Source organism: Pseudonocardia benzenivorans CB1190, from assembly GCF_000196675.2.
Classification (GTDB): Bacteria; Actinomycetota; Actinomycetes; order Mycobacteriales; family Pseudonocardiaceae; genus Pseudonocardia; species Pseudonocardia benzenivorans.
This window is the reverse complement of sequence record NC_015312.1, coordinates 4,864,544-4,878,532: the sequence shown is the minus strand read 5'-3', so window position 1 is coordinate 4,878,532 and position 13,989 is coordinate 4,864,544. Positions and strand designations below refer to the sequence as shown.

At 73.4% G+C, this 13,989-nt stretch carries 14 protein-coding genes and 1 pseudogene; 6 read left to right on the top strand and 9 right to left on the bottom strand.

Going from position 1 to position 13,989, the window contains the following annotated elements; translation table 11 throughout:
• The gene (locus PSED_RS22885) at window positions 1-1,569 is read left to right on the top strand and encodes an FAD-binding oxidoreductase (RefSeq protein ID WP_013676616.1); all 1,569 of its coding nucleotides are present in this window, start codon (window positions 1-3) and stop codon (window positions 1,567-1,569) included.
• Window positions 1,566-2,432 carry a diacylglycerol/lipid kinase family protein gene (locus tag PSED_RS22880; RefSeq protein WP_013676615.1) on the top strand — a complete coding sequence of 289 codons (867 nt, stop codon included), beginning with the start codon at window positions 1,566-1,568 and terminating at the stop codon, window positions 2,430-2,432. The genes PSED_RS22885 and PSED_RS22880 overlap by 4 nt, the downstream gene beginning before the upstream one ends.
• Here the strand turns inward: PSED_RS22880 and PSED_RS22875 are convergent.
• The 3 genes from PSED_RS22875 to asnB all read right to left on the bottom strand — a co-directional run bounded on the left by PSED_RS22875 (window position 2,348) and on the right by asnB (window position 6,568).
• On the bottom strand, window positions 2,348-3,373 hold the full coding sequence (locus PSED_RS22875) for an acyl-CoA desaturase (protein ID WP_013676614.1): 1,026 nt from the start codon (window positions 3,371-3,373) through the stop codon (window positions 2,348-2,350). The genes PSED_RS22880 and PSED_RS22875 overlap by 85 nt on opposite strands.
• Before the next feature lie 168 nt (window positions 3,374-3,541).
• Window positions 3,542-4,564 (bottom strand): GNAT family N-acetyltransferase, encoded by a 1,023-nt coding sequence (locus tag PSED_RS22870; RefSeq protein WP_013676613.1) that lies wholly within the window; start codon window positions 4,562-4,564, stop codon window positions 3,542-3,544.
• 90 nt (window positions 4,565-4,654) lie between these two features.
• Window positions 4,655-6,568: an asparagine synthase (glutamine-hydrolyzing) gene (asnB, locus tag PSED_RS22865; RefSeq protein ID WP_013676612.1), complete on the bottom strand. Its 1,914-nt coding sequence runs from the start codon at window positions 6,566-6,568 to the stop codon at window positions 4,655-4,657.
• 187 nt (window positions 6,569-6,755) lie between these two features.
• Here asnB and ctaC point away from each other — a divergent pair, with 187 nt between their 5' ends.
• On the top strand, window positions 6,756-7,703 hold the full coding sequence (gene ctaC, locus PSED_RS22860) for an aa3-type cytochrome oxidase subunit II (RefSeq protein WP_013676611.1): 948 nt from the start codon (window positions 6,756-6,758) through the stop codon (window positions 7,701-7,703).
• Between the two features lie 18 nt (window positions 7,704-7,721).
• Window positions 7,722-8,120, top strand: a complete 399-nt coding sequence (locus PSED_RS22855; RefSeq protein WP_013676610.1) for a cytochrome c oxidase subunit 4 — start codon at window positions 7,722-7,724, stop codon at window positions 8,118-8,120.
• 279 nt (window positions 8,121-8,399) lie between these two features.
• On the opposite strand, the gene PSED_RS35555 is transcribed toward PSED_RS22855, so the two are convergent.
• The 4 genes and pseudogenes from PSED_RS35555 to PSED_RS22840 all read right to left on the bottom strand — a co-directional run bounded on the left by PSED_RS35555 (window position 8,400) and on the right by PSED_RS22840 (window position 10,786).
• Complete coding sequence (locus PSED_RS35555) at window positions 8,400-8,864, bottom strand: aromatic-ring hydroxylase C-terminal domain-containing protein (RefSeq protein ID WP_407692850.1); 465 nt, start codon at window positions 8,862-8,864, stop codon at window positions 8,400-8,402.
• 12 nt (window positions 8,865-8,876) lie between these two features.
• A pseudogene (locus tag PSED_RS35550) lies at window positions 8,877-9,062 on the bottom strand (FAD-dependent monooxygenase); the annotation flags it as partial.
• Between the two features lie 78 nt (window positions 9,063-9,140).
• On the bottom strand, window positions 9,141-10,298 hold the full coding sequence (locus PSED_RS22845) for an acyl-CoA dehydrogenase family protein (RefSeq protein WP_013676609.1): 1,158 nt from the start codon (window positions 10,296-10,298) through the stop codon (window positions 9,141-9,143).
• A 47-nt stretch (window positions 10,299-10,345) separates the two neighbouring features.
• The gene (locus PSED_RS22840; RefSeq protein WP_013676608.1) at window positions 10,346-10,786 is read right to left on the bottom strand and encodes a DUF2000 domain-containing protein; all 441 of its coding nucleotides are present in this window, start codon (window positions 10,784-10,786) and stop codon (window positions 10,346-10,348) included.
• Window positions 10,787-10,835: 49 nt separating this feature from the next.
• On the opposite strand from PSED_RS22840, the gene PSED_RS22835 reads away from it, so the two are divergent.
• On the top strand, window positions 10,836-11,645 hold the full coding sequence (locus tag PSED_RS22835; protein WP_013676607.1) for a helix-turn-helix domain-containing protein: 810 nt from the start codon (window positions 10,836-10,838) through the stop codon (window positions 11,643-11,645).
• 136 nt (window positions 11,646-11,781) lie between these two features.
• Here the strand turns inward: PSED_RS22835 and PSED_RS22830 are convergent, their stop codons facing one another.
• Window positions 11,782-12,441: an O-methyltransferase gene (locus PSED_RS22830; protein ID WP_013676606.1), complete on the bottom strand. Its 660-nt coding sequence runs from the start codon at window positions 12,439-12,441 to the stop codon at window positions 11,782-11,784.
• A 30-nt stretch (window positions 12,442-12,471) separates the two neighbouring features.
• On the opposite strand from PSED_RS22830, the gene PSED_RS22825 reads away from it, so the two are divergent.
• Entirely contained in the window at window positions 12,472-13,275 is an 804-nt protein-coding gene (locus PSED_RS22825) for an enoyl-CoA hydratase/isomerase family protein (protein WP_013676605.1), read from the top strand.
• 46 nt (window positions 13,276-13,321) lie between these two features.
• On the opposite strand, the gene PSED_RS22820 is transcribed toward PSED_RS22825, so the two are convergent.
• Entirely contained in the window at window positions 13,322-13,945 is a 624-nt protein-coding gene (locus PSED_RS22820; protein ID WP_013676604.1) for a hypothetical protein, read from the bottom strand.
• Window positions 13,946-13,989: the final 44 nt, after the last annotated feature.

Below are 13,989 nucleotides of genomic sequence, written 5' to 3'. Positions count from 1 at the left end.
ATGCTGTGGTCCGGGTGGGGCGACCCGGAGAAGGCCGTCACGCTCCCCCCGGGCGTGGTCACCCTGCTCGAACAGGCCCTCGGTGTGCAACCCGCCGAACGGCCGCCGGTCGCGCTCTCCGAGGTGACGCTGCCGCCGCCGAAGCTCGACATGGCGGTGTCGAGCGAGCTCGCGATGTTCGTCGGGCCGCCGAACCTGCACAGCCACCGCGACGCTCGTATCCGGCACGCCGCCGGCCGGTCGACCACCGACCTGCTCCGGCTGCGCGCGGGGGACGCGAGCGGCGCCCCCGACGCCGTCGTCCTGCCCGCGACGCACAACGAGACCCTCGGCGTCCTGGGTGCCTGCGCGCGCCGCCGGGTCGCGGTCGTGCCGTTCGGTGGCGGGACCTCCGTCGTCGGGGGGCTGGCCGCCGACCGGGCGGGCTACAGCGGGCTGGTCGCCGTCGACGTCCGCAGGATGACGGGGCTCGTCTCGCTCGACGCCGAGTCCCTGACGGCGACGTTCCAGGCCGGCACTCCCGCGGTCGAGGCGGAGGAGTTGCTGGCGGCCAAGGGGTTCACCCTCGGTCACTTCCCGCAGTCGTTCCAGTGGGCGCGCCTCGGCGGGTTCGCGGCGACGCGCTCGGCCGGCCAGGCGTCGGCCGGCTACGGGCGGTTCGACGAGATGGTCCTCGCGCTGAAGGTCGCCACCCCCGAGGGAACGATCGAGCTGGGGCGGGGCCCCTCGTCGGCCGCCGGACCCGACCTGCGGCAGCTGATCCTCGGGTCGGAGGGCGCCTTCGGCGTCATCACCGAGCTCACGGTGCGGGTGCACCCGGCACCGGAGCGCACGCTCTACCAGGCGTGGCGGTTCGGGTCGTTCGCCGAGGGCGTGGCCGCCGTGCGCGAGCTGGCCCAGCGCGGCCCCCTGCCGACCGTCCTGCGGCTGTCCGACGAGGCCGAGACGGGAGTAGACGCCGGCCTGCACGGCCGCCCGGCCGCCGGGGGCTGCCTCGTCGTCGCGGGCTACGACGGCACCAGCGCCGGTGTCGAGCCGTTCGCCGCCGCCGGGGCCGCGGCGCTCGCGGCCGCCGGTGGCACCCGGCTCGACGACGCGATCGGCGAGGGGTGGGCCGCCGGCCGGTTCGACGCGCCCTACCTGCGCGACGCGCTGCTCGACGCCGGCGCGATCGCCGAGACCCTGGAGACCGCGACGAGCTGGTCGACGCTGGTGGCGCTCAAGGAGGCCGTGACCGCGGCACTGACGGCGTCGCTGTCGGCGCAGGGCACCCCGCCGCTGGTGATGTGCCACGTCTCGCACGTCTACCCGACGGGTGCGTCGCTGTACTTCACCGTCGTGGCCGCGGCCCGGGAGAACGCCGTCGCCGCGTGGGGAGCGGCGAAGAAGGCCGCGACCGACGCGATCGTCGACGGCGGCGGGACGCTCACCCACCACCACGGCGTCGGCGTCGAGCACCGGCCGTGGCTGGAGCGCGAGATCGGGCCCCTGGGCGTGGAGATGCTGCGCGCGGTCAAGGCGCGGCTCGACCCCGCCGGCATCCTCAACCCCGGCGTCCTCGTGCCGTGACCGCGTACACCGCGGTCGTCAACCCGGCCGCGGGGCACGGCGCCGGCGCGCAGGTCGCCGCGGAGCTCGTCACGTTGCTGCCGCGCGGCACGCTCGAGGTCGTCGGCTCCCGCGACGGCGCCCACGCGCGTGAGGTCGCGACGCGGGCGGTCGGCGACGGACGCGTCGTGGTCGCCGTCGGCGGCGACGGCCACACGGGCGCCGTGGCCGGTGCGGTGGCCGCCGCGGGCGGAGTGCTCGGCATCGTCCCCGCCGGGCGGGGCAACGACTTCGCCCGCCAGCTCGGGCTCCCGACCGACCCCGCAGGCGCGGCCGCGGTACTGCGCGACGGGCACGAGCGCGCCGTCGACGTCATCGACGCCGCGGGCCGGCTCGTGCTCGGGAGCGTCTACGCCGGGGTCGACTCGGTCGCGTCGGAGATCGTCGCGGCGCGGCCGCGGGTGCCGGGCCGCGTCGTCTATCCCTACGCGGCGGTCCGCGCGCTGCTCACGACGCGCCCGGCGGGGTTCCGGCTGGTCCTCGACGGCGTCGAGTGGGCCGAGCGGGGCTGGTCGGTCGTCGTCGCCAACTCGGGCTGGTACGGCGCGGGGATGCACATCGTGCCGACGGCCGTCGTCGACGACGGGCTGCTCGACGTGCTGATGATCCGCGACTCGTCACGTTGGGCGCTGATCTCGTCGATGCGCCAGGTCTACGACGGCTCGCACGTCGGCCGGCCCGACGTCGAGGTGCGACGGGCGCGGACGGTCGAGCTCGACGCCGACCGCCCGCTGCCGGTTCACGCCGACGGCGAGCCGCTCACGTCCGGGTCGGTCACGGTGACGGTCCGGCCGGCGGCGCTGCGGGTGCTCGCGCCGTCCTGAGCGCGCATGCGGCTCAGCCGGCGCTCGGTGGGCCAGCGCACCGCCGTCGCCCACCCCAGCTTCTCGAAGATCCGGATCAGCCGGGCGGAGATGTCGATCTGGCCGCGCTTCACCCCGTGACGTGCGCACGTCGGGTCGGCGTGGTGCAGGTTGTGCCACGACTCGCCGAACGACGCCAGCGCCAGCCACGCGACGTTGACCGAGCGGTCGCGCGCGGCGAAGGGCCGGTCGCCCCACATGTGGCAGATCGAGTTGATCGACCACGTGACGTGGTGCAGCAGCGCGATCCGGACGAGCCCCGCCCAGAAGATCGCCGTCAGCGCCCCGGTGAGCGACCACGTCACCAGGCCGCCGATCACGCCGGGCAGCAGCAGCGAGGCGACCGCGATCGGCAGGAACGCCCGGTCGACACGCACGACGTCGCGGTCCGCCAGCAGGTCGGGGGCGAAGCGCGCGGCGTTCGTGCGGTCGCGGCCGAACAGCCAGCCGACGTGCGCGTGCCACATGCCGCGGGCCAGCGCACGCGGGCCGGTGCCGAACAGCCAGGGCGAGTGCGGGTCACCGGCCTTGTCGGAGAACGCGTGGTGGCGGCGGTGGTCGGCAACCCACCCGGTCACGGTGCCCTGGAACGCGAGGCTCCCCGCGACGGCGAGCGCGATCCGCAGCCCCCGGTTGGCGCGGAAGGACCCGTGGGTGAAGTGCCGGTGGAACCCGACGGTGATCCCCAGCCCGCTGACGACGTAGAACGCCAGCGCGATCGCGATGTCGGTGACCGAGAGCCCCCAGCCCCACGCGAGCGGGACGGCTGCGGCGACGGCCAGCAGCGGGAGCACGACGAACGTGATGACGAGGGCGTGTTCCGGGCCGCTCTTGCGGCCGTCGGTCAGCGGCTGCGGGGAGCGTGCCGGAGGCGGGACGGTGGACGTCGCGGAAGGCGTCATGTGCCCAGTGCACCCTGTCCGGGCCGCCCGCACAGGCCGGGGAGCCCGACTTCACAGCCTCCGGATAACCGGAGTCACCGCTCCGCCACGGCGCCCGGAACGTCCGGTCGCCGCCCCGACCTGCTGCCGGACGCCCGCGCGCCCGTCGCCCGCGAGATCCGGGACCGGTCACGGATCTGTGGCGGGTTCCACGTCGAGCTCCCATTCCGTCCACGCGTCGTACGGCCGGAAGCCCATCGCCTCGTTGATCGCGACCATCCACGGGTTGGAGTCGGCGTTCCACGTGTCGACGGCCCGCACCTCGGGTGCGGCCGCGGCGAGCCGGGCGAGGTTGGCGAGCTTGACCCGCGCGCCCAGGCGGTGGCCGCGGTGGGCGGGCTCGACGAGCGTGTCGCCCTGCCCCGCGTGCCACGGGACCTCGGTCCGGTGGAGGAGCACGGTGAAGGCCACGAGCGGACCGGTGGCGCCCACCCGCGCGGCGGTGACGAGGGCGGTGACGCCGCGCGCCGCGAGTGCCGCGTCGATCTCGCGGATGCGGGCGGCGTCGTAGGCCTCGGGCTCCCAGTGCAGGTCGTCGAACGGGGCGTCGGTCGACATCCGGCCGCTCAGCCGGGCGATGTCGTCGAGGTGCTCGGCCGGCGTCGGACCGTCCCACCCGACCACGGTGTAGCCGGGCGCGGCGGCGACGGCCTCGGCCTCGAGCCGGGCGAGCGCGGCCGGGTCGGCGGGCGGCAGCGGCAGCCTGCGACGTCGGTCGTGCAGCGCCGCGCGGGCACCGACGGCGCGCATCAGCGCCTCGCCCTCGCCACCGCGGCGGACCTCGAGGATCAACCGGGTCCGGTTGTGCGCGCGGGCGCGCTCGGCGGCGCGCGCGAGCAGTGCCCGGCCGATGCCCCTGCGCCGGTGCGCGGGCAGGACGTCCCCGTCGACGAGCGCGGACCCCACGTTGTCGTGGGTCGGCATCGCGAGCGAGAGCGCGCCGACCGCCTCGCCGTCGCGGCGGGCGACCCAGTGCTCGACGACCCGGCGCGGCCACGGCCGGGTCAGCTCGGCCCGGGTTTCCGCCCACGAGGGGGGCGGGTCGGCGGGCCGGTCGTGGGCGGCGGCGGCCGCGCCGACGTCGAACCAGGTCCGCAGGCCCGGCTCGTCGGCGACGCGAGTGATCTCCACGTCCGTGACGGCCGTCATCATGCCGTCACGATCCTGCCGGCACGTCCGATCCGTCCACCGGATTTCCGGCCCCGGCCGGTGTCTCAGGGTCTCCCGCTGACGGGCTCCTGCTCAGAGCCGCACGGGGTAGGCCGGCTCCGGGACCTCGGGGTGGATGCGGTCCTCGACGAAGATCCCGTGCCAGATCAGGAACACCAGCAGCGTCCAGATACGACGGCTGTGGTCGATCGGGCCGTCGCGGTGGGCGTCGATCATGGCCGAGACCGCGGCGAGGTCGACGAGGTGGTCGGCCTGCGAGTCGCGGACGATGTCGCGTGCCCAGCCGTACATCTCGTCGCGCAGCCAGTGCCGGATCGGCACCGGGAACCCCAGCTTGCGGCGGTTGAGCACGTGCGCGGGCACGATGCCCTCCAGGGCCCGGCGCAGCGCGTACTTCGTCGTCCCCGAGCGGTCGGTGCCCGTGACCTTCTCCGAGCGAGGCAACCCCGAGGCCACGGCGAACACCTCGGGATCGAGGAACGGCACCCGCAGCTCCAGCGAGTTCGCCATCGTCATCTTGTCGGCCTTGACCAGGATGTCGCCGCGCAGCCACGTGAACAGGTCGACGTGCTGCATGCGTGCCACCGGGTCCCAGCCCGCCGACTCCGCGTAGTGCGCGGCGGTGACGTCGGTGTGGCTGCGCCGCGGGTCGTACTGGCGCAGCACCCCGGCGAGTTGCTCGTCGCGGAAGATCCTGGCGTTGCCGTAGTAGCGGCGCTCCATCGGCAGCGCACCCCGGCGTAGCAGGTCCTTGCCGCGCATGCCCTCGGGCAGCCGGGCCGACGCCCTGCCCAGCAGGGTGCGCAGCGCGCCCGGGACCCGCTCGAACGGCGCGAGCGACAGCGGCTCACGGTAGATCGTGTAACCGCCGAACAGCTCGTCGGCGCCCTCGCCCGAGAGGACCACCTTGACGTGCTGGCGCGCCTCGCGGGCGATGAACCACAACGGGACCAGCGCCGGGTCGGCCACCGGGTCGTCGAGATACCAGACGATCAGCGGCAGGGCGTCCATCATCTCGTCGGGCTTGACCGTCCGGACGACGTGGCGCACCCCGATCGCCGCCGCCGACTCGGCGGCGACGTCGATCTCCGAGTAGCCCTCGCGCTCGAACCCCGTGGTGAAGGTGATCAGGTCGGGGTTGTGCTCCTTGGCCAGCGCCGCGATGGCCGTCGAGTCGATCCCGCCGGACAGGAACGCGCCCACTGTCACGTCGGCGCGCATGTGCTTGGCGACGGAGTCGCGCAGCGTGGCCGCGATCCGCGCGTGCAGGGCCGGGCCGGTGCCCGCTCCGGAGTGGAACGACGGGGTGAAGTACCGCTCGGACTCCGGTTCCGCGCCGGGGCGCACCGTCATGTGCGTGCCGGACTCGACGCGGCGGATCGCCCGGTGCAGCGAGCCGGGCTCGGGGGCGTACTGCAACGTCAGGTAGTGCTGCAGGGCGACGGGGTCGAGGTCGTCGGTCAGCCCGAGCTCGCCCAGCAGCCGGACCAGGCTCTTCTTCTCGCTCGCGAACGCCGTGCCCGTCGGGCCCGTGGCCACGTAGAGCGGCTTGATGCCGAACGGGTCGCGTGCGACGAAGAGCACACGCTCCCGGGCGTCCCAGATCAGGAACGTGAACATGCCGCGCAGCCGCGACACCGCCGCGGGGCCCCAGTGGTGGTAGGCCGCGACGATCGCCTCGGTGTCGCCCTCCGTGGCGAACGTCGCACCGTGGGACTCCGCGAGCTCGGCGCGCAGCTCCAGGTAGTTGTAGATCTCGCCGTTGAAGACGATCGTGTAGCGGCCGTCGGCGTAGTGCAGCGGCTGGTGCGAGTTCTCGACGTCGATGATCGACAGCCGGTTGAAGCCGAAGACCGCGTCGGCGTCGTTCCAGGTCCCGCTCTCGTCCGGGCCGCGGTGGCGCATGCAGCGCAGCGCATCCGAGATCGGTCCGGTCCGGCCGGACGCGTCGGCTCCGGCGGTCAGCAGTCCCAGCAGTCCGCACATGGCGAGCCAGTATGGCGACCCCCTCCGACGGTGCCGTCGGCAACACCCGGGGGGCGTGCCGGTGGGGTGCTCGGTTAGTCTCTACGCCTGGTCGAAGAACGCGCGTGCGTCGAGTGCGTTGGACGGCGCATCCGGCCTGGTCAGGGCCGGTGCAACAGGTAGGACGAGAGGCAGGAGGCGGCGAGCAGTGGGCCGAGCACAGCGCGGGGTCGACGGTCGCCGCACCGGTTGGCGGCGCGCAGCCAAGCTGGCGGTTCTCGCAATCGCCATCGTTCCCCTGACGACGGGCTGCTCCGTCGAGGAGGTCGTGCGGTTCGGGTGGCCCGAGGGCGTCACCCCGCAGGCCGAGTCGATGCGCACCCTCTGGACGTGGGCCGCCATCGCGGCGCTGATCGTCGGCGTCATCACCTGGGGCGCAATGTTCTGGACGGTGATCTTCCACCGCAAGAAGAAGGGCGACGACGGCACGCCCCCGCGCCAGACCCAGTACAACCTGCCTGTCGAGATCATCTTCACGGTCGTCCCGACGATCATCGTGGCCGTGCTGTTCGGCTTCACGGTCAACGTGCAGAACTACGTCGACGTGAAGAACGACGCCCCGCAGGAGAAGGTCCAGGTCACGGCCTTCCAGTGGAACTGGCAGTTCGACGTCGACAACCACCAGGGCGGCACGGTCGAGTCGCTCGGCACGTCGAGCACCATCCCGATCCTGGTGCTGCCGACCGACCGGAGCATCCAGTTCACGATCACGTCGAAGGACGTCATCCACAGCTTCTGGGTGCCCGAGTTCCTGTTCAAGCGCGACGTCTTCCCGATGCCGGAGAAGAACGACACCGACAACGTCTTCGTCATCGACAAGATCGACAAGACGGGCGCCTTCGTCGGCCGCTGCGCCGAGCTCTGCGGCTCCTACCACTCGCAGATGAACTTCGAGGTGCGCGCGCTCCCGCCGAACCTGTTCGACTCGTACATGTCCATGCGCACGGCGAACAAGGACATGACCGTCGCTCAGGCGCTGCAGCAGCTGCAGTCCCAGGGCTGCGACCCGCAGCTGTGCGCCCCGCAGGCCACCACGACCTACCCGTTCAGCACCGACCGGACCCAGCGGTCCGCGTCGGAGCCGCAGAACAGCTAGCGGAGGCGAGGAGACACCGTGAAGGTCGAATCCCGAATCTTCGAGATCACCACCGCCTTCTTCTTCATCGCGGCCATCGTCTACACGATCGTCACGAAGGAGGCCGTCGGGATCGCCTGCCTGTTCCTGACGGGGGGGCTGTCGCTGATCATCGGCACGTACTTCCGGTTCGTGTCGCGCCGGCTGGAGACCCGTCCGGAGGACAACCCGGACGCCGAGGTCTCCGACGGTGCCGGTGAGGTCGGCTTCTTCTCGCCCGGCAGCTACTGGCCCATCGGTCTCGCCGCGGCCGCCGCCCTCGTCGGCGTCGCGCTGGCGTTCTGGTTCATCTGGCTGCTGGTCATCGCCGGTGTGCTGCTGCTGATCATGGTCGGCGGGCTCGTCTTCGAGTACCACCTCCGCCCGGCCGACCACTAGGTCGCATGCGTTCACTACGGCCCGGCGCCCTCAGGGGTGCCGGGTCGTCGCGCGTTTCCGGGACGACGGCCCGGCTCCTGCGGTGACGGCACCGACCGGCCGCAACCTCACTGCTCCTGCGCGCGGATATCGCAGCCCTGGGGTTGCGCTCGACGAACCGGGCGCCACCTCACTGCTCTCCTGCCTCGTTCGGGCAGCCGCAGGGTTGCGCGGCGCCGGCCGGGCGCAACCTCATCGCTATCGCGGTAGGCGGGGCGAGCGTGGGAGGACTGCGGCGGGTCAGGTGCGGGGTGGGCCGAGCCAGCGGGTGAGGGCCGCCTGGAGGCCGGCGGTGTCGTCCGGGTCGGCGGCGATCCAGGCGACGTAGCCGTCGGGGCGGACCAGGGTTGCGGGCGGGGTCTCGGCGGGGTCGTGTGCGGGCGGGGTCGTGTCCGGTTCGGGGACGAGGGTGAGTCGGTCGGCCCACGCGGTGGTGTTGTCGCGGGAGGCGCCGGTGGGGTCGACGAGTACTGCCCGGCCGGTCCGGAACGCGTCGGCGAGGGTGCGGCCGTCGCCCAGCGGGATGTCGGGGACGCGGGTGCCGAGCAGTGGGTGCCCGCGTCCGAGGTCGTAGCGCTGCCGGTCGCCGCTGATCGTGGAGACGACGTACGTCGCCCCGTCCGGGGTGTCGAGCAGGTCGGCCATGACCTCCCGCAGTGCGTCGGCCCGCGGTCCGCTCGTCGACGACAGCGCCGTCTGGGCCATGCTCCAGCGCAGCACCCCATCGCCGATGGGATGCCGCTCGGCGGTGTAGGTGTCCAGCAGCGACTCCGGCGCGTAGCCGGCCGCGACGAGCGCCAGCTTCCAGCCGAGGTTCGTCGCGTCGCCGAGGCCGAGGTTCATGCCCTGGCCGCCGGCGGGGGAGTGCACGTGCGCCGAGTCGCCGCAGAGCAGGACCCGCCCCCGGCGCGACGACGCGGTGCCACACCGGCCAGATGGCGGGCCGGTCGACGGCCGTGGCGGTGCGGAACCGGAGCGTGCTCATCCGCGAGCGGCCGGCCCGAGCGCGTCGCGGGCGATGATCACCTGCTGGATCTGGCTGGTGCCCTCGTAGATGCGGAACAGCCGGGCGTCGCGGTAGAAGCGCTCGACGGCGACGCCGCGCATGTAGCCCGCACCGCCGTGGACCTGCACCGCGCGGTCGGCCACCCGGCCCACCATCTCCGAGCAGAAGTACTTCGCCGCGGCGGGTCCGGCGACCTTGTCGCTGCCGTCGTCGAAGGCGCGCGCGGCCTGGCGGACAAGGGCGCGGCCGGCGTGCAGGTCGGTCACGGAGTCGGCGACCATGCCCTGGACCAGCTGGAACGCGGCGATCGGCTTGCCGCCGGCCTGCCGCGCCCTGGCGTACTCCACGGTCTCGTGCACCAGCCGCGCCGCCATCCCGACGCACACCGCCGCGATGTGCACCCGCCCGTGGGCCAGGCATTTCGCCGCGATCCGGAAGCCGTTGTCGATCCCGGCCTCGCCGCCGACCACGGCCTCGGCGGGGACGCGCACGTCGTCGAGGTGCACGTCGGACGTCCAGGCGCCGAACTGGCCCATCTTGTGGTCCTTCGGGCCGGTCGAGAGGCCGGGCGTCCCCGCGGGTACGAGGAACGTCGAGATGCCGCGGTTGCCCGGGGCGTCGGGGTTGGTCCGCGCGAAGACCATGATCACGTCGGCGACGGGCGCATTCGTGATGTAGCGCTTCGAGCCGTTGATGACCCAGTCGTCGCCGTCGCGGCGCGCGACGGTGCTGAGCGTCGACGGATCGGACCCGGCCTCCGCCTCGGTCAGTCCGAACGACGCCGTGACCTCACCCGACGCCAGCCGTGGCAGCCACGACTTCTTCTGCTCCTCGGTCCCGCCCTCGATCAGGACGTGCCCGGCGATGCCGTTGTTGGTGCCGAACAGCGAGCGCAGCGCGGGCGTCGTCCAGCCGAGCTCCATCGCGAGCTCGACCTCCTCGGCGACGGCCAGCCCCAGGCCGCCGTACTGCTCGGGGATCGTGAAGCCGTAGAGCCCCATCGCCTTGCACTGGGCGACGATCTCGTCGGGAATCGCGTCGTCGGCGTCGATCTGCTCCTCGAGCGGAACGACCTCCTGCCGGATGAACTCCCGTACCGATGCCAGCACGTCGTCGAGGTCGGAAGCGTCCACCCGGTTGTTCTAACACCTTTCGCGTCCGGCGGCGGGGCGCATGCCGCTCACGGGTGCATCCGGGCCCCCTTCAGCACCTTGTCGACGGCGTTGCGCGGCCCGTGCACGGCGAGCCCGACGAGATCCAGGTCGGCGGCACGGACGGCCCGCACCGCGGCCCGGTTGTCGACGTCGTTGCCGGTCGCGAACAGGTCCGAGGTGAACACCGCGACCGGCATGCCACGGCCGACCGCGCGCTCGCGGGCGGCGGTGAGCACCTCCTTCGAACCGGCCATGACCAGCACCGGCTGACCCAGCATCGGCAGGTAGCCGGTGCCGTCGGCGTCCGCGTAGGGCTCGCCGACGAGCTCGGGCACCGCCGCCGTGACGGCTCCCGCGAGGAACGCGGTGACGTTGAGCGCCTGCCAGCCGGCGAGGTCGTCGCGCAGCAGGACGACGACCTTCGTCGGGAAGCGGGCGGGCGCGGCGGGGGGCGACTCGTTCGTCATGCTCCGACGGTGCGCCCGGCTGCCCCGCCGCGTCTTGTACGTTCCTGACGTGGGCGGTCCGGCCCCACGGGGGTCCGAGGTGACGGCGTGGCGTCCGGCGGTGCCGGGTGTCGCCGAGGTCTTCCATGCCCGGTTCGTCGACCACGCCTACCCCGCGCACACGCACGACGCCTGGACGTTGCTGATCATCGACGACGGCGCCGTCCGCTACGACCTCGACCGCCACGCCCACGGCGCGCTGCGCTCGCACGTCACGCTGCTGCCGCCGCACGTGCCCCACGACGGCCGCGCGGCCACCGCCGACGGCTTTCGCAAGCGCGTGCTCTACCTCGAACCCGACGTCCTCGGCGAGGACCGGATCGGCGCGGCGGTCGACCGGCCCGCGCTCGACGACGCGCTGCTGCGGCTGTGGATCTCCCAGCTCCACGAGGTGCTCGGGGTGCCGGGGGAGGAGCTCGCTGCGCAGAGCCGCCTCACGCTGGTCCGCGACCGGCTGCGTGGGCATCTCACCGGCCGGGTCGGCCCTGCGCACCCGGTGCGCGACCCGGGGCTCGCCGCCCGGTTGCGCGACCTGCTCGACGCCGCCGTCCCCGACGGCCTCTCCCTCGACGACGCGGCCGCCGTCCTCGGGGTCGACCCGACCCACCTCGTGCGTAGCTTCACCTCCCGGTTCGGCCTGCCGCCGCACCGGTACCTCACCGGGCGGCGCATCGACCGCGCCCGCGCGCTGCTGCTCGACGGCCTCCCGCCCGCCGAGGTCGCGACGGCGACGGGTTTCTACGACCAGGCGCACCTGACCCGGCACTTCCGCCGGATGGTCGGCACGACGCCGGGCCGCTACCGGACCCGGCGCGCCTGACCCGCTGGGGGCCGTGCTGAACTGTCCGCACGCGTCTCGCGGTCGTCCGACGGTGGCCGCGGTTGGGCACGGGCGCCGTCGATCGGCCCGCCGCGACCCGACGTGTGCTGGCGCCGCGGCCGGTTGCCCCTCGGTCCTAGCCCTCGACGACGCCCAGCACGAACCCGTCGTAGCCCTTGGCGCCCACCGTCTGCACCACCGTCGCCGAGATCCGGGGATCGGCGGCCAGCGCGTCGGCGAAGCGACGGGTGCCGACGACGGCGGGGTCCGGATCGTCCGGATCGACGACGCGGCCCTCGCGCACGACGTTGTCGACGACCACCAGCGCCCCCGGCCGCGCGAGCCGGATCGCGTGCTCGAGGTACTCGGTGTTGGAGGCCTTGTCGGCGTCGACGAAGACCATGTCGAACGGGCCCTCGACGCTCGGCAGGGTCTCGAGCGCCGGGCCCAGCACGATCCGTACCCGGTCACCGACCCCCGCACCGTCGAGGTTGGCCCGCGCGACCTCGGCGTGCCGGGGCGACACCTCGCAGGTGACGACCTCGCCGTCGGCCGGTACGGCCCTGGCGAGCCAGACCGTGCTGTACCCGCCGAGAGTGCCGACCTCCAGCACCCGACGCGCGCCGACCGAGCGGGCCAGCAGATGCAGCAGCTTGCCCTGCGCGGGCGTGACGTCGATCGGCGGCAGACCCGCATCGGCGTTGGCGCGCAACGCCGCCGCCAATGTCTCGTCGTCGTCGAGGAGTCGCTGCGTGTAGTACTCGTCCACCTGAGCCCACAGGTCGTCGGCAGTCATGTCCCCACGTTCTCACCTACCCTTCGGTCCATGTCGGATGCTTACGATCGGTTCAACGCCGTGCAGGTCGACCGGCCCGAGGAGTCCGTCCTGCGGATCACCCTCGACGGCCCGAATCTCAACGCCGTCGGCCGCGACGCGCACGCCCAGCTCGCCGACATCTGGCCGGTGATCGACCGGGACGACTCGGTGCGGGCCGTCGTCGTCAGGGGCGCCGGACGGGCGTTCTCCGCGGGCGGAGCGTTCGACATGATCAGCGAGATGGTCGCCGATCCGCTCGTCCGGACGCGCGTCCTGCGGGAGGCCCGTGACCTGGTCTACAACGTCATCAACTGCTCCAAGCCGATCGTGTCGGCGATCCACGGTCCGGCGGTCGGCGCCGGGCTGGCCGTCGCGCTTCTCGCCGACATCTCGATCGCCGGGAAGAGTGCGAAGATCGTCGACGGGCACACCCGGCTCGGCGTCGCGGCCGGGGACCACGCGGTCATCAGCTGGCCGCTGCTGTGCGGCATGGCGAAGGCCAAGTACTACCTCCTGACGTGCGATGCGTTGACGGGGGAGGAGGCCGAGCGGATCGGGCTCGTCTCGCTGTGCGTGGACGACGAGGAGGTTCAGGACAAGGCGATGGAGGTCGCCCGCAAGCTGGTCGTCGGCGCCCCGAGCGCGGTGAGCTGGACGAAGCTCGCGCTCAACAACTGGTACCGCAGCGCAGGCCCCGCGTTCGACGCCTCCCTCGCTCTGGAGTTCTACGGTTTCGGGTTGCCCGACGTCGGTGAAGGTGTTGCGGCGCACCTGGAGAAGCGCGCACCGAAGTTCACCGGTCCGACTCCCTGAACGTGCGCCGGCTGTCCGGCGTCGGGCCGTGCCGGCCGGGCGTGCGTCAGAGCCCGGCGAGCGCGGTCGTCGCGACGGCGACGGCTGCCTGCCGTGTGCGGTCGCGGTCGCCGAGGCCCTGCAGGGTGACGTCGAGCGTGCTCGTCCCCGACCGGACCAGTACACCACCGACACCCTCGGGCAGATCGGCGTCGCTGTAGAAGAACACGGCGCGGGCGCCCAGGCCGTCGACGCTCTCGCCCGGGACACCGACCGACCGGCGTGAGGCGTCGGCCTTCGCGTCGAAGCGCTCGGCGGGCTCCACCCCGAGGGTCACCCCGGGTCCGCCGGGGCGGCTCGCGGTGAACGCGCAGACCGAGCGGCGGGCGCTCTCCGTGCCCTCCCCGGCCGAGACGGGCGCTCCCGTGGCCGAGGCGACGTCGGCAGCGGTGAGCAGGTCGCAGGCCCGGGGCGAGCCCGCCGGGCGGGTCACGTCGGCGGCAGGAGCGATCGACGAGGCGGGTCCGGAGGACGCCGCGGACGGAGCGACCGGTGTCGGTGGCGCTGCCCGGTCCGCAGGCGTCGAGGCCGGGTCCACGCCGACGCAGGCGGTCAGCACGACGAGTGGCAGGAGGGCGACCGCGACCGAGAACCGGACACGGGTGGACAGCGGGACGCTTCGGGCACCCATTTCGGGACCGTAGCCGGGGGCGCCCGTGGCGCGACCGACGGCCC